This window comes from Rhizobium sp. CC1099 (genome assembly GCF_029714385.1).
Classification (GTDB): domain Bacteria; phylum Pseudomonadota; class Alphaproteobacteria; order Rhizobiales; family Rhizobiaceae; genus Rhizobium.
The window spans coordinates 155,607-176,205 of record NZ_CP121642.1 but is presented as its reverse complement, the minus strand read 5'-3'; the positions used below and the strand labels follow the sequence as shown (position 1 = coordinate 176,205).

15 protein-coding genes and 5 pseudogenes are annotated in these 20,599 nt (G+C 56.5%); 12 read left to right on the top strand and 8 right to left on the bottom strand.

Going from position 1 to position 20,599, the window contains the following annotated elements; genetic code table 11:
* Positions 1-38 precede the first annotated feature (38 nt).
* The 3 genes from QA644_RS22040 to QA644_RS22030 all read right to left on the bottom strand — a co-directional run bounded on the left by QA644_RS22040 (position 39) and on the right by QA644_RS22030 (position 5,075).
* A complete protein-coding gene (locus tag QA644_RS22040) occupies positions 39-719 on the bottom strand; it encodes a TetR family transcriptional regulator (protein ID WP_283073355.1) in 681 nt (226 codons plus the stop codon).
* Positions 720-852: 133 nt separating this feature from the next.
* Positions 853-3,963, bottom strand: coding sequence for an efflux RND transporter permease subunit (locus tag QA644_RS22035; protein ID WP_283073354.1), 3,111 nt, complete (start codon positions 3,961-3,963; stop codon positions 853-855).
* Complete coding sequence (locus tag QA644_RS22030) at positions 3,963-5,075, bottom strand: efflux RND transporter periplasmic adaptor subunit (protein ID WP_283073353.1); 1,113 nt, start codon at positions 5,073-5,075, stop codon at positions 3,963-3,965. Before QA644_RS22030 ends, QA644_RS22035 begins: the two co-directional genes overlap by 1 nt.
* Positions 5,076-5,173: 98 nt before the next feature.
* On the opposite strand from QA644_RS22030, the gene QA644_RS22025 reads away from it, so the two are divergent.
* Together QA644_RS22025 and fabF are read left to right on the top strand one after the other, a co-directional pair.
* The gene (locus QA644_RS22025; RefSeq protein ID WP_239601619.1) at positions 5,174-5,761 is read left to right on the top strand and encodes a TetR/AcrR family transcriptional regulator; all 588 of its coding nucleotides are present in this window, start codon (positions 5,174-5,176) and stop codon (positions 5,759-5,761) included.
* Positions 5,762-5,969: 208 nt separating this feature from the next.
* Positions 5,970-7,268, top strand: a complete 1,299-nt coding sequence (gene fabF, locus QA644_RS22020; RefSeq protein ID WP_283073352.1) for a beta-ketoacyl-ACP synthase II — start codon at positions 5,970-5,972, stop codon at positions 7,266-7,268.
* A 113-nt stretch (positions 7,269-7,381) separates the two neighbouring features.
* Here the strand turns inward: fabF and QA644_RS22015 are convergent.
* A pseudogene (locus tag QA644_RS22015) lies at positions 7,382-7,519 on the bottom strand (amidase); the annotation flags it as partial.
* A gap of 393 nt (positions 7,520-7,912) precedes the next feature.
* Positions 7,913-8,932: a LacI family DNA-binding transcriptional regulator gene (locus QA644_RS22010; RefSeq protein WP_239601680.1), complete on the bottom strand. Its 1,020-nt coding sequence runs from the start codon at positions 8,930-8,932 to the stop codon at positions 7,913-7,915.
* 169 nt (positions 8,933-9,101) lie between these two features.
* Here QA644_RS22010 and QA644_RS22005 point away from each other — a divergent pair, with 169 nt between their 5' ends.
* From QA644_RS22005 to QA644_RS21965, 9 genes and pseudogenes are all read left to right on the top strand, one after another.
* Positions 9,102-10,361 (top strand): sugar ABC transporter substrate-binding protein, encoded by a 1,260-nt coding sequence (locus QA644_RS22005; RefSeq protein ID WP_283073351.1) that lies wholly within the window; start codon positions 9,102-9,104, stop codon positions 10,359-10,361.
* 67 nt (positions 10,362-10,428) lie between these two features.
* A complete protein-coding gene (locus QA644_RS22000; RefSeq protein WP_283073350.1) occupies positions 10,429-11,310 on the top strand; it encodes a sugar ABC transporter permease in 882 nt (293 codons plus the stop codon).
* Positions 11,303-12,139, top strand: coding sequence for a carbohydrate ABC transporter permease (locus QA644_RS21995; protein WP_283073349.1), 837 nt, complete (start codon positions 11,303-11,305; stop codon positions 12,137-12,139). The genes QA644_RS22000 and QA644_RS21995 overlap by 8 nt, the downstream gene beginning before the upstream one ends.
* Positions 12,140-12,152: 13 nt before the next feature.
* A pseudogene (gene ugpC / locus QA644_RS21990) lies at positions 12,153-13,294 on the top strand (sn-glycerol-3-phosphate ABC transporter ATP-binding protein UgpC).
* Between the two features lie 209 nt (positions 13,295-13,503).
* A complete protein-coding gene (locus tag QA644_RS21985) occupies positions 13,504-14,859 on the top strand; it encodes a NosD domain-containing protein (protein WP_283073988.1) in 1,356 nt (451 codons plus the stop codon).
* Positions 14,860-14,973: 114 nt separating this feature from the next.
* Positions 14,974-16,644, top strand: a complete 1,671-nt coding sequence (locus QA644_RS21980) for a glycoside hydrolase family 32 protein (protein ID WP_283073987.1) — start codon at positions 14,974-14,976, stop codon at positions 16,642-16,644.
* 269 nt (positions 16,645-16,913) lie between these two features.
* Positions 16,914-17,115, top strand: a pseudogene (locus tag QA644_RS21975) (helix-turn-helix transcriptional regulator); the annotation flags it as partial.
* A gap of 170 nt (positions 17,116-17,285) precedes the next feature.
* Positions 17,286-17,918 carry a DUF433 domain-containing protein gene (locus QA644_RS21970; RefSeq protein ID WP_283073348.1) on the top strand — a complete coding sequence of 211 codons (633 nt, stop codon included), beginning with the start codon at positions 17,286-17,288 and terminating at the stop codon, positions 17,916-17,918.
* Complete coding sequence (locus QA644_RS21965) at positions 17,915-18,289, top strand: DUF5615 family PIN-like protein (protein ID WP_283073347.1); 375 nt, start codon at positions 17,915-17,917, stop codon at positions 18,287-18,289. Before QA644_RS21970 ends, QA644_RS21965 begins: the two co-directional genes overlap by 4 nt.
* A 4-nt stretch (positions 18,290-18,293) precedes the next feature.
* Here the strand turns inward: QA644_RS21965 and QA644_RS21960 are convergent.
* From QA644_RS21960 to QA644_RS21950, 3 genes and pseudogenes are all read right to left on the bottom strand, one after another.
* Positions 18,294-18,741 (bottom strand): annotated as a pseudogene (locus QA644_RS21960) (conjugal transfer protein TraH); the annotation flags it as partial.
* Between the two features lie 290 nt (positions 18,742-19,031).
* Entirely contained in the window at positions 19,032-19,379 is a 348-nt protein-coding gene (locus tag QA644_RS21955) for a hypothetical protein (protein WP_283073346.1), read from the bottom strand.
* 641 nt (positions 19,380-20,020) lie between these two features.
* Positions 20,021-20,368 carry an FCD domain-containing protein gene (locus tag QA644_RS21950; protein ID WP_283073986.1) on the bottom strand — a complete coding sequence of 116 codons (348 nt, stop codon included), beginning with the start codon at positions 20,366-20,368 and terminating at the stop codon, positions 20,021-20,023.
* Between QA644_RS21950 and QA644_RS21945 the strand changes: the two are divergent.
* Positions 20,279-20,596, top strand: a pseudogene (locus tag QA644_RS21945) (ABC transporter permease subunit); the annotation flags it as partial. The gene QA644_RS21950 and the pseudogene QA644_RS21945 overlap by 90 nt on opposite strands.
* Positions 20,597-20,599: the final 3 nt, after the last annotated feature.

The following is a 20,599-nucleotide window of genomic DNA, read 5'->3' as shown; positions in this document are numbered from 1 at the left end:
TCTCGGCGACTTTTCCTGGGCGGCGGCGAGGGCCGACGTCACTCGGATCTGTCTAGACCTCGCCTGTGCGCGGCCCGGTCGATGCGACCGGACAGGCGACGACGCTCGTCATTCCCGCCGAGAGCTTTCAGGATAAAGCAGATCTGCTCACTAAGGTCCCCTTTAGCATCTTCTGCGTTTCGAACCCGCTCCTCGACGAGGATTGGGTGGTAGAAAGGCACGAACGCGTTCATCGCGCTTCGGGCAGATCTCGCTGCATCCTCGACACTAAACTTGCCCGCTTCGGTCCCTTCTTCGATGATTTCTTCGATGATCGCCACCAGGTGGTCGCTATGGGCGCTAATGATTGGCCAGTTCTCCGTCGTTGCAGCGACGATCAGATCATGGACCGGCTTCTCTTGAATGAGGTTCTTTCTTCTCTCCTCATGGAGCAGGTTAAAGAGACTTTCGAGCTTCTCGTGAGCCGGCGCCTCTTGCCGAGCGACTGCGTCCGCCAACTGGGTAGTTTGCTCGATGAAGCGGCCGCAGATCGACCTGTTGATCGCTGCCCTTGATGGAAAGAAGCGGTAGATAGTGGCGCTGCTCATTCCCAGGCAAGATGCAATGTCGGCCACCGATGTCTTTTGGTGACCGATGCGGCGAAAGTATTCTTCCGCCACATCGAGGATGCGCTCCCGCCACAGGTCGACGTCGCTCTCTTTACGGCTACGGGGCCTCATAGCGTCTCCAGCAGGTTCAAAACAACGGGCATCTCTTGACGGTCTGGGGCTGCACCTGCAATCTCCAATCGCCTGACGCGTCCGGGCCGAACGGTCACCGGAAAACGGAGAGTCGTCTTGCACACGAGATGCCCTACTCTGCGGCCAGTGCTGTCGGCGGATCCAGACGTTCAGTCGTCTCCCCGTGGCTCTCTTCTTTCGTCGGCTTGATCCGGAACCACACCGCGTAGAGGGCTGGGAGGAAGAGAAGTATCATCACGGTGCCTGCAGCCGTTCCGCCAATCAATGTATAGGCCATCGATCCCCAGAACACCGAATGGGTCAAAGGTATGAAGGCCAGGATCGCTGCAAGCGCGGTCAGGATAACAGGACGTGTCCGCTGCACGGTCGCTTCAATGACAGCGTGATAGTCGTCGAGACCGGCCGCCTGGTTCTCCTTGATCTGCTCCGTCAGGATCAGCGTGTTGCGCATGAGGATACCCGCCAGTCCTATCAACCCGAGAATCGCATTGAAGCCAAAGGGCTGATTAAACAGAAGCAGCGTCGGGACCACCCCAGCAAGTCCGAGGGGTGCGGTCAACATGACCATCGTCATCGTTGACAGGCTGCGCACCTGGAGGATGATGACGATCAACATGGCCGCGATCATGAGCGGGAAGACTTGAACCAGTGCGACATTGGCCTTGAGCGATTCTTCGATGTTGCCGCCCATCTCAATGCGATATCCAACCGGAAGCGATGCGATCAGCGGTTGAAGTGCCTTCATGACCTGCTGGGAGACTTCCGGGGGTTGCGTCGCCTCGTTGATGTCGGATCGTATCGTGATCACCGGCGTGCGGTCACGACGTTTCAGGATCGGCTCCTCGAACCGGATCTCCGAATGCCCGATCTGATCGAGTGGGACCTGGCGGCCATCCCTGCTCATCAGCGAGAAGTCGCCGAGCCTTGACGGATCAAGCCGGTTGGCACCTGCGCTGCGTGCGACGACGGGGACGTTGCGAATGTTGTCGCGCACCTCGGTCACAGGGATGCCGCTGAGCAGTAACTGCATCTGCTGGGCTGCCTCAGAGGGTGAAAGACCGATCAGATTGAGCCGATCCTGATCGGGGACAAACCGCAGCACCGGGGTTCGGTTGCCCCAATCCCGGTTAGCCTGTCGGACATCAGGCACAGCTTTCATAATTGCCAGGGCCTGTTCAGAAATCTTGTAGAGTTCATCCGGATCCGGTCCCATGATCCGAAATTCGACCGGAAATGGCGTATAAGGCCCGAATACAAGCTGCGTTACGCGCACGGATGCCTCAGGAACGAGCCCCTCAGAAATGGCGGCGCGAAGGCGGTGCTTCAAAGCCTCGCGCGCATGGGCATCCGGAGTGAGCACGACCACCTTGGCGAAGGCAGGGTCAGGCAATTCGGGCGCCATGGCGAAGAAGAAGCGAGGCGCCCCCTGCCCCACATAGCTGGTGACGATTTTTACTTCCGGCTGCGTTTGCAGCCAGCCTTCGACTTTCTCCACCGCGGCTGTCGTGGTTTCGATGCTCGTACCCTCGGGCATGCGAACTTCGACCAGCACCTCGGGCCGATCCGATGTCGGGAAGAACTGCTGTTTGACGCCCCCCATCCCGACGACCGAGACAGCCATCGTGATACCGACCACGGCGCACACCATGAATTTATGGCGAACAGCGAACTCGATGAGGGAGCGCAGGCGACGGTAGTTCGGTGTGTCATAGATGGCGTGATGACCGCCCTCGACCGGCTTGATGTTGGGCAGCATCTTCACCCCGAGGTATGGCGTAAAGGTCACCGCGACGATCCAGGAGACGATCAGGGCGAATCCCACGACCCAGAAGATGTTGCCGGCATATTCACCGGCGGTCGATCTGGCGAAGCCCACGGGCATCAGCCCGATGATTGTGACCAGGGTGCCGGACAGCATCGGCGCCGCCGTATGGCTCCAGGCATAAGCGGCCGCCTTGACGCGGTCCATGCCCTCCTCCATCTTCACCACCATCACCTCGATCGCGATGATGGCATCATCAACGAGAAGGCCCAGCGCAAGGATCAACGCGCCGAGCGTGATACGATCGAAGAACCGGCCGGTTTGCAGCATGATGAGGAAGACGACGGCGAGCGTCAGCGGCACAGCAAGCGCCACAACAATGCCAACGCGCCAGCCCAGAGCGATTAGGCTTACGAACAGCACGACGCCAAGCGCCATTGCGAACTTGAGCATGAATTCGCCGACCGCCTCGTCGATGTTGACGGCCTGATCGCTGACTTTGGTGAGCGTCATGCCCAGCGGCAGTGTCTGCGCGATCGTGGCGGACCGCGCTTCAAGTGCCTTGCCGAGATCAAGACCGTTCCAGCCTTGTTGCATCACGGCACCCAGCATGATTGTCGGCTCGCCCTCATGGCGGATGATGTAAGTCGCCGGATCTTCATACCCGCGCCGCACATCCGCTAAATCGGAGAGCTTCAGCGTCCGTCCAGCCGCCACGATCGGCGTATCGGCAATCGCCTGCACGCTGTTATAGGCTCCGTCGAAACGGATGAAGACCTGTGGCCCACGCGTGTCGATCGAGCCGGCTGGCGTGACTGTGTTCTGTCTTTGCAAAGCTGCGGCGATATCCTGGGCCGATATCCCAAGTGTCGCGAGCTTGGCATAGGAAAGTTCGACGAAGATCTGTTCGGGGCGCTCCCCGAGGATGTTGATTTTCTTGACGCCCGGAACATGCAGGAGATCCTGACGGATGACCTCCGCCTGCCGCACGAGGTCTCGCATCGGCATCCCCTTCGCCTTCAGCGCATAAAGGCCGAAGCTCACATCAGAATATTCATCATTAACAAAGGGACCAATGACGCCTGGAGGGAGATTTCGAGCCTCATCGCCAAGCTTTTTGCGAGCCTGATAGAACTCTTCCTCGACCGCACCGGGTGGCGTACTATCCTTTAACGTAACGGTCAGAAAGGCGTAGCCTGGTCGTGTCGTTGTCTCGACACGGTCATAATAAGTCAGTTCCTGGATGCGCTTTTCGAGAGGTTCGGCGACAAGGTCCTGCATTTCACGCGCAGTGGCGCCCGGCCAAACTGAAGTGACCGTCAGGGTCTTGATGGTGAAGGAGGGATCCTCGGCGCGTCCTAGCTTGACGAATGCATAAGCTCCCGCGGCAGCCAACAGAACGATAAAGAAGAAGGTAATGGCGCGTTCGCGAACGGCGATGGCGGAGAGATTGAAGCTCATCACTTTGCCACCTCTTGCTGCGAGGCAATCCTGACAGCCGCGCCATTTTCCAGAAGATGCGCGCCCAGAGCGACAACCTGCTCACCGATTCCAATGCCGGTGACAAATGCCGTCTCCTCGCCGATCCGTTTGATTTCGACCGGAGTGAACTTCACAGTGGAAGTGGCGTTGTTGACAACCCACAGACCTGTCCGGCTACCATCGTCCAGGATGGCACCTACCGGAACAGCGACCTCCGACTGCCTGTCCGCGTCCGGGATTTTAATCGTCACCGTCGAGCCGAGTGGGGCTGAGGCGGCAGCGCCATCGAGAACGTAGCGCGCCTCGTAAGTCCGTGTTTGCGGATCGGCGGCGTCGGAAATCTGTCGTAGGCGGGCTTTTCCGCTGAGCCCGTTGCCTCCATAGACACTGGTCTCCGCTTCGGATCCTATATCGGGCCGAAAAGTCTCAGGTAGCCAGACGACAGCTTCACGCGGCCCAGCCTGCGCGAGTTGAACCACCGTTTGGCCCGCGGCCACGACCTGTCCGGGATCTCCAAGCGTATTGACGACTGTTCCATCCGAATCTGCAAGAAGGACCGTGTAGGCGGCTTCGTTTTCTGCAACCTTGGCGTCCGCTTCAGCCGCGGCAAGCTGGGCCGACGCCGTATCGAGGGCCGCTTTCGCCTGTTCATAGCGCTGCGGGGTTGCGGCCAATCCATTTTTCACGAGCGCGGCATAGCGTTTCTCGTCGGCTTGTGCCTGGATCAAGACAGCTCGCGCTGCGATAACCGTATTGCGCTTCGCCGTAAGGGCGAGTTGAAGATCCGTTTCATCGATACGCATCAGGGGCTGGCCTCGTTTCACCTGCTGACCCGCATCGACCAGCCGCTGGACGATCTTGCCCGGAACCCGGAACCCGAGGTTGCTCTGTACTCGCGAAGCGACATTTCCGGTAAACGACCGTTCCGCCGTACCAGTCTTTTTCGCCTCGGCCACCCTTACCAGCGGTGCAACCGTCCTCGGATCTGCAGCTTCGGCTTTCCGTTCGGTCGTTTCAGAAACGAGGAAAAAGCCGGCGGCAGCGGCCACTGCCACGAGGCTCACAAAGGTCAGGGCGTGCTTGCGTTTCATCTTAGGGTCTCTTCTTGACGAATAATCTGCATGAATTAGATTGCGATCTAACTCTATTTAAGATATAGATGTCAAATGAAATCTAACTGGAGGTCGACATGAGAGTGAGCCGCGTACAGGCTGAGGAAAATCGCGAAACGGTGATCAACGTCGCAAGCCGTCTGTTTCGCGAGCATGGTTTCGACGGGATTGGCCTGAAGGATCTGATGAAAGGTGCCGGCCTGACGCAAGGCGCGTTCTACAAGCAGTTCTCATCGAAGGACGATCTTGCAGCGCAGGCCTCCAGGCGTGCGATGGAAAGCGCCACACGCAGATGGTCAGCAGCGGCTGCAGACAATTCCAATCCCCTTGAAGCGGTCATGGCGTTTTACCTATCCCCCGACCATCGTGGCGAAAAGGCTGACGGTTGTCCTTTGGTGGCGTTGGGAGCGGACGCGGCGCGGCAAAGTGAAGAGGTTCGGCGGCCATTCGAGGATGGGATCCGAGCTCACTTTGAGGTCCTGGATGAGCTGATGCACGAAGCCAAGGGCTCCGGCCCCAGCGGTAAGGCAATGACGATACTGTCTCTTATGGTGGGTGCTGTCACGCTGTCCCGCCTCATCGAGGAAGAGAATTTGTCGCGCGACATCCTCGACGCAGCCGCTGGCGAGGTCAGGCGCATTGCAGGCGGTGAAGGTGATGCTTGAAGAGCTGTCGGTCGCCCTGAGGCTTGATCGCGGATTCGATTATCCGGCCAGGTTACGGCTCCGAGCTCTTCTATAGACCGAATGCAGGGCGAATAAAGCTCTCGGGAGTCTAAACAAACTGCATGTTTTGAGAACTGGTACTGGCCGCTTCGCCGGCCAGCAGTCTGGAAGCATACCTAATTTCAGAGAAAACACAGGCGGAAAACCTATGCGTCGTATCGTTGTTACAGGAATGGGAGCTGTAAGCCCCCTTGGAGCGAATGTCGGTATTTCCTGGTCGCGCCTCCTCGCGGGTCAGAGCGGTATTCGGCGACTGGGGGACGATGTCGTCGGAGACCTCCCGTCGAAAATTGGGGGAGTGGTCCCCTCGTTCGCTGAGGATCCTGAAGGCGGCTTCGATCCCGACACGGTCCTGGCTCCGAAGGACCAACGCAAGGTCGACCGGTTCATCCTTTTCGCACTGGCAGCCGCTGAAGAGGCGCTCGTTCAGGCAAACTGGAAGCCGGCCTCGAACGAAGACCGATTGCGAACCGCGACGATCATCGCGTCAGGCATTGGCGGCTTTCCTGCAATCACCGAAGCGGTTCGCACGGTCGATCAACGCGGTGTCCGTCGTCTTTCGCCGTTCACCATACCGTCGTTTCTCGTCAACCTCGCAGCGGGACAAGTCTCGATCCGCCATGGCTTCAAAGGCCCCCTCGGCGCGCCGGTAACCGCGTGCGCTGCCGGTGTTCAGGCGATCGGCGATGCCGCCAGGCTTATCCGATCCAATGAAGCCGACATCGCTATATGCGGCGGAACGGAAGCCTGTATGAATATCGTCAGTCTCGGCGGCTTTGCCGCTGCGAGATCGTTGTCAACTGGCTTCAACGAGGCGCCCGTTCGCGCATCTCGTCCTTTTGATAGGTCACGCGACGGTTTTGTCATGGGCGAAGGAGCCGGCGTACTTGTCATCGAGGCTCTAAGCCATGCCCTTGCTCGTGGCGCCACCCCGAGTGCCGAACTCGTCGGGTACGGCACAACAGCCGACGCACATCATATCACCTCGGGTCCCGAGGACGGCAATGGTGCGCGCAGGGCCATGGAGATCGCCATTGCGCAGGCTGAAATAAAGCCGGGCGAAATCGGCCATCTGAACGCGCACGCTACCTCGACACCGGTCGGCGATCTCGGCGAAATCAGAGCCATCAAGAGCGTGTTCGGTTCCAATAATGCCATTGCTGTCAGCGGGACGAAATCAGCGACAGGACATCTGCTTGGTGCGGCCGGTGGGCTGGAAGCAATCTTCACGATCATGGCACTCAGGAACCAGATCGCACCGCCGACCCTCAACCTGAATGCGCCAGATCCGGAAGCCGACGGTATCGATTTCGTGGCGCACGAAGCGCGGCGGGTGGAAATGAAATACGCGATCTCAAATGGTTTCGGCTTTGGCGGGGTCAATGCGAGCGCCGTATTCCGACGCTGGCCGGAAGGGAGCGTCAGCCGCTCTACCTCCATTGACTGAAAAAAGCCTCACCGCGAGCAGCAGATCTCTCCCGTCGCTCGGCATCGAGGCTTCGACGATTGCGGCGAACCTCAAGCTTCTGACGACTATTTAATGTGACGGACTGATGCGTATTACAGAAGCCGCTTAACCACATTGACAAGCGTCTTGTCGACGCTCCGTGCGCCGAAAAAGGAGAGCGAAACGTTCCCCGCGCAATTGGCAATTGGAAACGCCAGTTGCGGGCAGCCGCTAAGGCCTGAGAGACAGAGAACGTAGAGCGGCGAATGCCCTTACATGTCTTTCTGCGACATGGTGATCAAACAGGACATGACGACTCCGACCGCTCATGGTCTCGACCAGACTGGAGGTCGTCATCCTTGCTCCCAACGTTGGCATTGACCAGAACGTCGAGAGGCGAGACTGTCGCATCTCTAACTGGCCCAACTGTCGCATTACTAAATAGCCCCTACAGCTTTATGGGGCATAACGCTTTTTGTGGAACTTGGCTCGCCAAGCAGCGTAGTGGTCGCTTTTTATCAGCCTGAAGACGTACCAAGTGCCACCAAATCCCGATAACCACCGCTTTATCCTTGCCGCTTACGCGCTGAGAAATCAGGCCGAATTGCTCGCTCGACCAGACGTTCTCGGTTCTGGAAATCAGATTATAAGGAGCACACTGATGTTCGCTCGACCAGTTTACAGGGCATAACGCGACTGCTCGGACGAGCCTTGCTTCCCGCCACCACGCTATTCAACAATTCCGCCCCTTCCAGACCTAAATCGTAATAAGGCAAGGCCGCAGTGGTCAGTTCCGGCTTCAGCGCCAGGGAAACCGTCCGGAAATCGTCAAAGCCGACAATACTGACATCCTCGGGGATGCGGAGACCCAATGCCATTGCCGCAATGTAGATTTGGATCGTCATTTCGTCATTGCCGCTCATGATTGCAGTCGGTCGATCCTTTTGTTGTAGCATCTCTGTCGCAGCGGCAAAAACGTAGTTCTTCTCCGCTCCAACCGGTCCTTCCATGCCTAGACGGATACTTAGGTCGCTCTCCGCAAGGCCAAAGTCTCCGGTGGTTTTGCGGAAAGCATCGAGGCGCAGTTCCGCCCCCAACAAAATGGGATTGAGCCGGATATAGCCGATCTTTCGATGACCCCGCTCAAGCAGATAGCGGGTAAGATCTCGCGCACCCTGAAAGTCATCGGGCTCGATCGACGGCAACAATTCGCTCGTTTGGGGTCGACAGTTGATCATCACTGTTGGGATACTGACATCGCCGGTTTCGGGATCCACGATGCGATGGTACATCGTGACGTAGAGAACGCCGTCAATCCGATGGGATTGGAACATTTTCCAAATTTCAACTTCTCGTTCCGAGGAGCCTCCGGTATTTGCCATCAGGATGGTTTTCCCGTTTGCGTTCGCCCAGTCCTGAATTCCGCGCACGATGTCGACGGAATACGGAGTGGTTGAGACATAGTCGGTCATGATGCCAAATGTGTTGGAGCGACTTGAGCGGATGAGGCGCGCGGCCATGTTCGGCACGTATCCGAGGTCTCGAATGGCCTTTTCTACCCTCTCTCTTGTTTCCCCGGTCACATAGGGTTCGCCGTTTATGACCCGAGAGACAGTTTTATTCGAAACCCCCGCCACTTTCGCGACGCTGACGATGCTGACCATGCCCGCTTCTCTCCTTGTTGGGTTCCTTTTAAAGCAAGCGCATGACAACGTCGACATATTTTTCTGACAACGTCGACATTCTACGTTGACAACGTCGTCATGCGGAGATTATCTTCCCCTCAATTCGGAGGGCTTATTGCAAATGCAGCGAGCCAAAAGGGAGGAAGCGATGAAGAAACTGCTTGGTACCAGCGCACTTGCGCTTGTTTTCATGGCGGCCTGCGCCAATGCCGAAACCATCAACATTCTGGTGGAAGGCGGCGGCGAAATGTTGCAGAAGGCAGTCGCCGAGAAGTTTACCGCCGAAACAGGCATCAAGGTGAACTTCACCGTCGTTCCCTATCAGGGTGTGTTTGACAAGTTCTCAGCCGAAATCGCCTCAGGCTCTTCCGCGTTCGATGTCGTGACGATCGACGTCGTTTGGAATGCGAAGTTCGCAAGCCACGTCGAGGATCTCTCGGCGCTTTTCACCGATGCGGTTCGCTCGGATCTACCGCCTGTCTTGCTTGCCGACGCGAAGGTCGGTGACAAACTGATCGGTATGCCTGCCTGGGCCAATGCCGAGATCGTGTTCTATCGTAAGGATCTGTTTGATAAGGCGGAGGAAAAGGAGGCTTTTCAGGCAAAATATGGCTATCCTCTCGCGCCGCCAAAAACTTGGCAGCAGTGGCGCGACATTGCGAAATTCTTCACGCGTGACACTGACGGCGACGGAAAGACTGACTTCTGGGGCACCGACACCATCGGCACGTTTTCAGAGGAATGGATGGCGCATGTGCTGCAGACCGGTTCGCCAGGGGTGATCCTCGACAAGGACGGCCAAGTCATCATCGACAATGAGGCGCACAAAAAGGCACTTGAATTCTACATCGCGCCGCACTGCATTGATCATTCCGTTCCTGAAAATGTGAACGAAATCGGCTGGGGTGAGGCGCAGAACCTGTTCTATCAGGGCAAAACAGCCATGATGAAGTTCTGGGCGCATGCCTACAAGATGACGCCTCCGGATTCAAAGGTCAGCGGCAAGGTCGGCGTGGTGCCGATGCTGGCCGGCGACGCCGGGATCGCAGCTGTTCCCGGCCCTTGGTACAACGTCGTTCCCTCGACCTCCCATCACAAGGACGCGGCGAAAAAATTCATCTCGTTTGCCATCGCCAATAATGCCCTGGGCATCGAAGCTCCCCTCGGCCTTGCTGCTGCGAATTCCGCCTATCGGAGCTATTCAGGCAAGCTCGGTTATGAGCACTTCCCTCCGCTTCTTGAGACGCTGAGCGCGCCTGCGACCCAGGGCCGGCCGATCAATGAAAAATATCAGGAAATCGTCGATGAAGCTGTGCTGCCCGCCATGCAGCAGGCGCTGACCTGTAAGGGGGATGTCGGCGAGGTCCTGACGGAAGCCAAGGAAACGATCGAGGACATCCTCAACTAGTCCTGACCGTCTTCCACATCGCGGGAGGAACAAGATGCCACTCGCATCATCAGTTTCGGAGACGGACATGTCGGGTGAAGACCGATTTGTGCTCTGCATGCTTGCGCCCGCGGTCGCCATTCTCGGTGTGCTGGTCGCTTACCCAGTCGGGCTCCTGGTATTCGATTCCTTTTTCAAGGTCGATACGATCACACCCCATATACGCGAATGGGTCGGGCTGCAGAACTATGTCGACGCATTGACGTCGAAACGTGTCGCGCAGAGCGCTCTGCGGACCCTTCAGTATTCGGTCTTCGCGCTGTTCTTCGAATTCACGTTCGGTTTTGGTGCCGCGCTGCTGTTTTCGGCCATGGCTGGGGATTCACGGTGGCACCGCACAATCTTCGCTCTGCCGTTGATGGTCCCGCCTATCGTCGCGGGCCTGCTGTGGCGGTTTCTTCTGGTCGGCAATATCGGCATTCTGAACTATGGGCTGGCTGCATTAGGGCTCATTGGCGACCCCAATGAGATCGCCTGGCTGTCCAGTGAGGATATCGTTATCTACTCGGTCTCGTTTGCCGACATCTGGTTGACGACCTCCTTTGTGGCGCTCGTCTCTTATGCCGGCTTAACGAACATTCCAAAGGATCTGCTGGAGGCGGCAAGGATCGACGGAGCGAATGCGCTCAAGCGGTTCTGGCATGTAACCCTGCCGCTGATGCGGCCGGTGATCGCGGTCGTCGTGATCGTGCGCGGCGTGGATGCGGCGAAGACGTTCGACCTGATCTGGATACAGACGCAGGGTGGTCCCCGCCACGCCTCCGAAGTTTTCTCAATGAATATCTACCAACGCATGGTTCGTTTTGGTGACCTCGGCGAGGCATCCGCATCAGGCGCGTTGTTCCTTATCGTCATGATGTTTCTGGCCGCAATTGCCTATTGGAAGATATGGAGGCCAGTCCATGCATAGAACTCCCCGCCTCAATATCGGTGGAGTCGTGATCAACGCCGCAGCTCTCGTGCTCGTGCTGTCCTACGCGCTACCCTACATCTATTTGCTCATGACTTCGATCAAGCCGGCGGCCGATGTCCAGCAGATCCCGCCTAGCTTCTTTCCCGCCGTCGTATCGTTCGAGAACTTTCGAGAGGTCCTGCGGTCCTCCACCTTGCCGAGAGCCTTCGTCAACTCCCTCACCGTGGCGGTGCTCACGACCGCACTCTCGCTACTTGTGGCCGTTCCCGCTGCTTACGTCGCCACCCAGTACCAGCGCCGGATCACGACACTTTTCCTCCTCTTCGCACTGGTCACGCGCATGGTGCCGTCGGTGTCGCTGGGTGTGCCGCTGTTCCAGCTTCTAAAGTCCATGGGCTTGCTCGACACGATTCCTGGCCTGGTCCTTGCTCACACATCGGCTGCTGTGCCGCTCGCGCTGCTGCTTATGTCCGCCTTCTTCGAAGGTGTGCCGAAAGAGCTTGAAGAAGCTGCGCGCATGGATGGCTGCACGCGATTCCAGGCCTTTCGAAGGATCATTCTTCCGGTCATGACGGGTGGGATAGCCGTAACCGCGCTCTTCACCTTCATCACGAGCTGGAACGAGTTTCTCTACGCACTTCTGTTGACGTCAGAGGCGACCAAGACGGCGCCGATCGTCATCGCCGAATACAATTCAGTCTACGGCCTTGCCTGGGGCGCGATGACCGCGGCGGCCGTGCTCTATTCGCTGCCCGTCATCATCGTAACGCTCGCACTGCAAAAACAGATCGTCGGCGGCCTGACTTTCGGCGCTGTAAAGGGATGAGGGAGGCAGAAGCATGGCCGGCATAGAGCTGCGCAATATCAATAAGATTTACGGAAACAGCTTTCACGCGCTCCAGGATCTGAATTTCGATATCCGCGACGGTGAGTTCATGGTGTTCGTCGGCCCGTCCGGATGTGGGAAATCGACAGCACTTCGGATGATCGCTGGCCTGGAGAGCATTACTAGCGGTGAACTCAGGATCGGCGACAGGTTGGTCAACGATGTCGATCCTAAAGATCGCGACATTGCCATGGTCTTCCAGTCCTATGCGCTCTACCCGCACAAGACAGTGCGGGAAAACATTGCCTTTCCCTTGCTGATGGCAGGCCTGCCGAAGACCGAGATTGCCAGTCGCGTAGACGAAACCGCACGCATCCTCGAACTGACGACTTTGCTCGACCGCAAGCCGGCGCTGCTTTCCGGAGGCCAGCGCCAGCGTGTCGCCATGGGACGAGCGATCGTTCGCCAGCCAGCGGCCTTCCTGATGGATGAGCCGTTGTCGAACCTCGACGCCAAGCTGCGCGTGCAGATGCGCGCCGAGATCGCCAGCCTGCAAAGAAAACTGAATGTGACCACGATCTACGTGACGCACGACCAGGTCGAGGCGATGACAATGGGTGACCGCGTAGCCGTCATGAAAGGCGGCGTGCTGCAGCAAGTCGACACACCGCAAAACCTGTACAATCGCCCTGACAATGTCTTTGTCGCCGCCTTTATCGGATCGCCCTCGATGAACTTGCACGAGGCCGTTCTGAATGGAAGGACGCTGACCCTGGGCAGCAACAGTTTCGAAATCCCTGACGGGTTTTCGAATACCGCCCCTCGCTCAACGGTGCGTCTAACCGTCAGGTCATTGTCGGTATCCGGCCCGAGCACATGAACGACGCCGCAATCCGGCCTTCTTCGGCCGAGATCTCGGCCCCGATCACTCTTGTTGAGGCGCTAGGTTCTGAATCCATGGTGCATCTGAATATCGACGCACCCTGGGTGGATGCTGGCGACCCGGACGCCGTCGCCGACATCGGCGACGAAAAAGCTGCTGTAGCCCGTTTTTCTCCGAAGAGCACAGTACGCGCAGGTGACATCGCGCGCATCGCTGTCGATGCCGAAGAACTTCACTTCTTTGAACCGGACACCCGCACCAGCATCTGGTGATTGTATAGCCAGGAGAAAAACAAGAATGACTAGCCCATCTATCGCCACCAGTCGCCCGCAACCCTTTCGGATCTCCAGCTAGTCTTGCTCCAAACTCAAACAGAGAGCTGGTTGAACGCATTTCCCCAGGCGGCTTGCGAGCAACAAGCCAATCAAGAACATCAGTTTACTCTCGCTGTGGAGTAAGAATGTCCGAGGAGACATTAACAATGGTTAGCGGAAACTGTTACGACGTAACAAAGTATCCCGGAGGGAACCCCTATGAGGATATTGGAGCGGTCATCAACAGCATGATTGCGGATATTAAAAGCAGGCAACCGGGTTCCGATCTAAATGATGGCGGAAAACCTGGAGCAGTTATCTATATACCGCCAGGCGATTATCGCCTTATCACTCAAGTCGTTATAGACGTGAGCTATCTGAAAATTGTGGGCTCTGGACATGGTTTTACGTCTTCGAGCATCCGTTTCAACACACCCGCAACCGAGCTGGCACACTGGCACGAAGTGTGGCCGGGCGGAAGTCGCATACTTGTGGACATTTCTCCAGGGGCCGCCGACGGTGAGGCTGCTGGAGCCGCGTTTTATGTTAAGCGCACCGGAAATCCTCGGTTAAGCTCTGTGGAGTTTGCTGACTTTTGCATCGACGGCCTGCACTTCATTGACGATGGGTCGGGGCAAAATGATGCAGAAAATACATACAAGAATGGCAAAACGGGAATCTATGTAGGCAGCGCCAATGACTCATTCCGAATAACGGGGATGGGTCTTATCTATCTGGAGCATGGAGTTACTGTTCATGATGCAGATGCGCTGGCGATAGATAACAATTTCATTGCAGAGTGCGGCAACTGTATCGAATTGAAAGGTATGGGGCAGGCCTCAAGAATAGCAAATAATTTTGTCGGAGCCGGATATAGGGGACACTCCATTTACGCTGAAAATTGTGGGGGCATTTTAGTATCCTCAAACAACGTATTCCCTCGAGGCGCTAGCAGTGTGTATTTTTCCGGCGTGGTGCGTTCCTCGATCACAGGAAATAGATTCCATTCCTTTTATCCCGGAATGTTGGTTTTTGCTGCTAGCTGTTGCGAGAACTTGGTCTCCTCAAATCACTTTTTGCGAGATCGCGAGCCATGGGCGCCCATGCAGAAGTACGATAACGGCTTGGATGATCTGTTCGGACTTTTGCAAATTGATGGCAGCAACAATTCGGTAATCGCGAACCACATTTCGGAAACAATAGACACTCAATATATCAAGCCTCTCGCCGCAAAGCCTGTGATAATTAATGTGGTTTCCGGTAGCGGCAATTACATAGCCAATAATCACATTGTGGCCACAACCGAAATATCTCAAATCAATGATGCACCAAACAGTGCCTGTTTTTCAACACAAGTGGGCGCATTGCTTTCAACTAACAATTTGAAGGCGCTCGAAGTAACGGCAGTACTGGTGCAAAAGGGGTCTGTACGGAATACAGTCCTAGATTCAGGCAATGACGAACAGGTTGAGATGGACAGAACAATGAATGCATTTAGGGGCACTCCAGTTCCTGGGCAATAGTCGGCAGGGTTTCAATGTAGACCGAGCGTAGCTAGACCGTCTGTCGAAAATTCAGTGACTATTCGGAGTTGTATTCATGGCGAACCAAATGGAAAACGGGAAGATGGCCCGTTGATGAAGCAAAACCTATTCCTACCCTCGGGGTACCGCTTGGAATTTTGGGCCGCGGGCAACGGCTTTTTTCGTATCAACATTGATGGGAAAACGGTTTGGCAGGTTCCGTCATTTGCCATCCATCCGGAGTTTTTCAAGTATCACCACAGGGAAGCTTGCGAGGTCACCATTGTCACCAATGCGCCGGGCGCTGTTCTTTGGGCCTATGGGTATCAGCCTCAAACCGTGAACGAGACCGGTATAACAGTGTTTGAATTTTCGGAAAAAGGGATCCTTCAACGCACCGGTGCGGAAATTGAAGATTGGCTTCGGTCCGATCCGGATCGTCCTGCGCTTCATTTCTCGCCAATTCGACATTGGATGAACGACCCCGTAGGTCTCTGCAAGATCGGCGAGCTATGGCACCTTTTTTATCAATTCCATCCCCGCGGCAGTGATTGGGGACCGATGCACTGGGGACATGCGACCAGCCGCGATCTGGTCAACTGGCTTCACATGCCGGTATTTTTGCATCCAGAACAGAACCTGTGGCGTCTCGGCGCCACAGGAGGCGCATTCTCCGGCAACGCCTTTCGGGATCGAGATGGAAGCTTGATGTTCTTTTACACCGAGCGCCTGCCCGCCTATGACCTTTTCAAGGGTTATCGGGAAATTCAGAAAATAGCGCGCCCAGATCGGCGGATGATCAAGGCGGAAGGCATTGTGACGGTGTTGGAGCAGCGTCCCGACGGTGTCGAGCACGACTTCCGCGATCCAAAGGTATGGTGGGACGACGCAGCCAACGCCTACCGTATGGTGCTCGGCGCCTCCATTCATGGCGACCCGGCGGTTTTACTCTATGGTTCAGACGATCTGTTCGACTGGACCTACTTGGGTCCCCTCTATCGTGCGCCCGGCCATTTTCGGGACCAAGGCGCCAGGGCGGTCGAATGCCCGGACTTCTTCCCGATCGATGGTAAATGGGTACTGATCATGGGTTTTGTCGGGCACCTCGACCCTGAAAGCGGCCGGCATAATCTGCTTTACGGGCTCGTCGGGGACTTCGTTGACGATCGTTTCATTCCTGACTCTGACGCCTTGCAACTCCTTGATTTCGGGACTGACTTCTATGCCATGCAAAGTCTATCGACGGCTGGCAGGCAGATTGCCTTCGCATGGCTCTTCAATTGGGAATTCCGAAAACCTGTTGCCTCGCCGTATTCGGGTGAACTGTCTCTACCGAGAGAGCTCTTCCTGGATGACCGCAAAAGGATCTGCATGAAGCCAGTGAAAGAGGCCGAAGCTGCCTTCCACGACGTCGTGATAGATGCTCGTCAGGCTGGTAACTATGCGCTGCCGGCGTCGCCGGTCGACATCCGGGTAAGCGGTAATCTGACCGATATTAAGATTGTAGCCACTCAATCGGGTGAATTGTCATTTGCCGTTTTTATCGCAGACAAACAGATATCGGTGCACCTGCCGCAAGATGATGGTTCGATCCGATATGGGGTCGCGACAACAGATCTGATTGACCTGCGCATCATCCATGATCGGGGCGTTGTCGAGATTTTTGCCAATGGGGGAACTGTGGCGGGCACCCGGCGCAGCTATATGAATATTACGCCGGACGCTATTTCCGTCGAAATGGCGGCTGCGGCTCATATCTTGGTGCTGGCGGCAGCATTGAACTGAAGCGAAACCGACTTTCCTCTTTTTCGCCCTTCGCATCGGATGAGCCCAGATCGTTCAACCGTTTCTCCTCAAACTTCATTCCTCACCGGTCCGAACCAGAACGGTCCCTTAGTATCGGTTAACACGACCATTCGCACGTCAGTCACCCCTAAGACGGCATCTTAGTGCCATTTTGATTGCCAGGCATTCAACAACGGAATGCTGTTCACTCAACATCCCACCACCGATTCCTTGTAGAGAATACTCATCAAGCCGCTGTTCTCTCGACCATGGAGATTCGAGAGGTTTGCGCAAGATCTGCGAGCTGCGCGGCTGGCAAAAGGCCTGTCCCAGGAAGAGCTTGCGCACCGCGCAGATATTGATCGCACCTATATCAGCTCTCTGGAGCGCAGCGTCTACAACGCCAGCATCGACGTCGTGGATCGCTTATCGACAGTCCTGGGTGTCGAAGCGTCGGAATTGCTGAAGCGATCGCCGCCGGAGCCAAACATGTCAGCTGTTGAGACTGACGAGCAGAGCAGCGGAGTCGCGACCTTCACCAGAATAATTCTATTTTCCGAGCCGTCGCAAATAGAGTTTCAGAGCTCGACCTTTACGCCAAGCGTCACTTGCTATATATATTCTGCACAAGGAGAATGATTATGGCCAGCGCCGTTCGTGAATACACACCCGCCGAGGCGGCAGCCGTGAGTGAGATCGGCATCAAATCGGTCCATAACGCCATCGACAAGCGCATCCTCTCGACGCGACTGTCACACAGCTCCGTCCGAGCGCTCACAGATGATGATCTGCTTCGTTTGAAGCTCTGGTATGGCGTCGGATCGATCCTGTCAGCGGAGCGTCGCAAGCGTCTATTCGATACGATCGACGAGAATCCCAATGCAGCCACTGTCAGAGCGGACGACTATCTGATCGTTGATGTTGCCAGAGCAAGGGAGCAACTGGCAGCACGTAGCGAGGCGCTCCGGGAAGCGGACAAGATTATCCATAGCGTCAAAGGTGTGGTTGGCGGCGAGCCGGTCTTCAAAGGCACCCGCGTTCCAGTCAGGACAATCGCTGCGATGAAACAGCAAGGTGCCAGCACCGACGAGATCGTTGAGGGCTATCCGGCTCTGACAGCGCGCATGGTGGATCTCGCCGAAATCTGGGTCGCTGCCCACCCTGCCAGGGGGCGGCCTCGCAAGCTGTCAGAACAGGGCCTGAAAGTGAAGTCGGTGAACCGTTTGCCTCTCGGCGTCGCCAGTACACGAAAACCCTCAGGCACGGCTTCGTGAAATTCCTCATCGATGAATGCCTGCACACGTCGCTCGTGGCCGTGGCTCAAGATCACGGCCACGATTGCTTTCACGTGAATTGGCTGGGTTTAAGCGGCGAGGCCGATTGGGATCTGATGCCTCGGATCGTTGCGGGAGATTTCACCTTCGTGACGAACAATGCTCGCGACTTCAGAAAACTCTATAGCAAAGAGGATCTGCATGCCGGCCTGTTGATCATCGTTCCGCAAGTCCTGCCGGTGCAACAACGGGAATTGTTCGCGCTCATTCTGCAGGAACTCGCAGAAACACAGGATCTCGTAAACGAAGTGGTCGAGGTCACCATTGAAGGGGATGAGGCCATTCTGACGCGATATGCATTGCCAGAGTGAAGGTTCATTTTCCGCCAATCCTTGAAAGATCGATCCGCATCTCTGCCGATCCAACACCTTGGCCTTGCTCAGAGCTTTGGGCGCTCCGGACTGGCATCGCCATTAACAGGATCATCGGAAGGCGGCGTCGCATTCTCCAATGTCACGCTGTTTCCGGATCCTCCGCCCGAAACACGCCGACACCGTCGAACTCGCCAGTCTTCCATGCATACACCGCATCCTCGAAGATCTGAGGAAAGACATCTTTGTTCGTGGGGTTGCCAGAACATTTCGCAACGATCCTCAGAACCTTGGCGAACATCGCCGTGCCTTTGCGGAGGTTTTGGCAGGCATCGACGAGGTCCGGCTTCAGATCCGCCGGTTCCTTTGACTCCCACGCCAGCGGGAAACTGGGTCAGCCCAACACGAACGACCGCCTGACCAGCATATTGCCGCACGATCGCCATCGCCTTCACCACAAGCCTTTCGACAAGGGCGACATCGAGGGCGTAGCCGCTGTCTTGTTCATCGAAGAAGTCGCGTTTGACCGCTCCCCCTGCGATTTCGTAATGTCGATCCCGCCGATTAACCTGATGCGCTTGTCGTTGGCTTTCATGGCCTCCGACTGCAACGGACTTGATCGACCGGCCATCACGGTTCCGCGGCGGCAGGCTGTTCCAAACCTCCATTTGTATTGCATGATCGTCGGACACGGTGAAGGCGGAAAGCTGCTGGAAGCTCATTTCCTCCTTGCGGCAGAGGTTCAGCAAGACAGGCGAGACGCGAGCGAGCGCCAGACGCTTGCGCGCCGTGGTTTCGGTCGTGCCAAAGCGGCGGCAATGTCCTCGACCGGCTTTCCGCCGTCGGCCAGGACGCGGAACGCCTCGTATTCTTCAACCGGGTGCATGGCCTCACTGCTGGTGTTTTCGGTCGCATCGACTCCGCTGCGTTCCTTGCATTCGATAGGGTAGTCGTTGGCGATTTGACCGGCCTCGGCCAAGAGGTTGAGAGCGGCGAGCCGGCGATCGCTTGCGGTCACGAAGAAGCGGCCTCGCTTGTCGCCCTTACGAACGACGATGTTCTGCAAAATCCGGGAATTCGATGCCATCATGGCCGGAATCGTCCGAGCGACGCCGAGCAACTGCAGGTCGACCGCGTGATCAGCGGCAAAAGTGTCGGCGCCAAGCTTTTCCGATCAATCGGAAAAGATTCAATTTCTGAAGTGCCTCCGCGATCGATTTGCGTCGAGCGCCAGCAGCACGCTTTGCAGGCAGTTCTCGATCTCAGCGACGCTCTTGCCCTCAAGCGAGGCGATTTCGCCGATGGTCTTGCCTCGATAAACCCACCGAAGGCAGGTTTTTTGAAGTGGCGAAAGCACCCATTCCTTCATGACACAAATCGCGGTGGGTTGCGCCGAAGTCGGCGGCAGTGTGGTGCCGAACGCCAGCGTTGAGGTCTCGGTTCACAGACGGCGGTGCCCCAGGAAAAAGTGGCCGCCGCCGGGACCTATGCGAAGGCAGCCAAGATGCCCCGGGAGGAGGCCGGGAATTCGAAAATCCCTTGTTCGGCATTATGTTATAACAGATCGCATATCGTAGTTTATGGACTCAGCCCCAAGCCCAATTTCCTGCGTCTGCAATCCCGAAATTGGTTAGGATCTCATGCGCGATACAAATCATTTTTGTGTGACATTATCCGCAGCCAGTCCCTGGCAATCGGTACACCAGAGCGGCTCACTTGCCGAGCAAGTGCCTACGTTGGGTTCTTAGGTGAATTCGGTATGAACTGGAGACCCGAAGCCAGGTGCCTGTTCATGTGATAGAGGAAGTCAATCTTCTCGCCTGACCGAAGCGCCTCGAGAATACAATTATGTTCAGCCGCCGCCTCATTTAGCGCAGCTCTTTGCGATTTCCCGGATTCCATTAGCTTCCGAATAACGGGCTTGAGCATACCGTAAATCTCAGCAAGCGTCTGATTTCCAGCCGCTTCGACCATGATCTGGTGAAATTGAAAGTCGACGGCGCCGGCTTCTGGCGCATCTTCCTCGAGATCATGCTGCCGATGTCGGCTCCGATGGTCGTCGTCGCCTCCATCTTCCAGTTCACCGGCATCTGGAACGACTTCCTGATCGGGCTGGTCTTTGCCGGGCGGGACAATCTGCCGATGACGGTTCAGCTCAATAATATTGTCAACACGACCATGGGCGAGCGCGCCTACAATGTGAACATGGCCGCCACCATCCTGACCGCCATCGTCCCGCTCGCCATCTATTTTTTCTCCGGCCGCTGGTTCGTGCGCGGCGTCGCCGCCGGTGCAGTCAAGGGATAATGC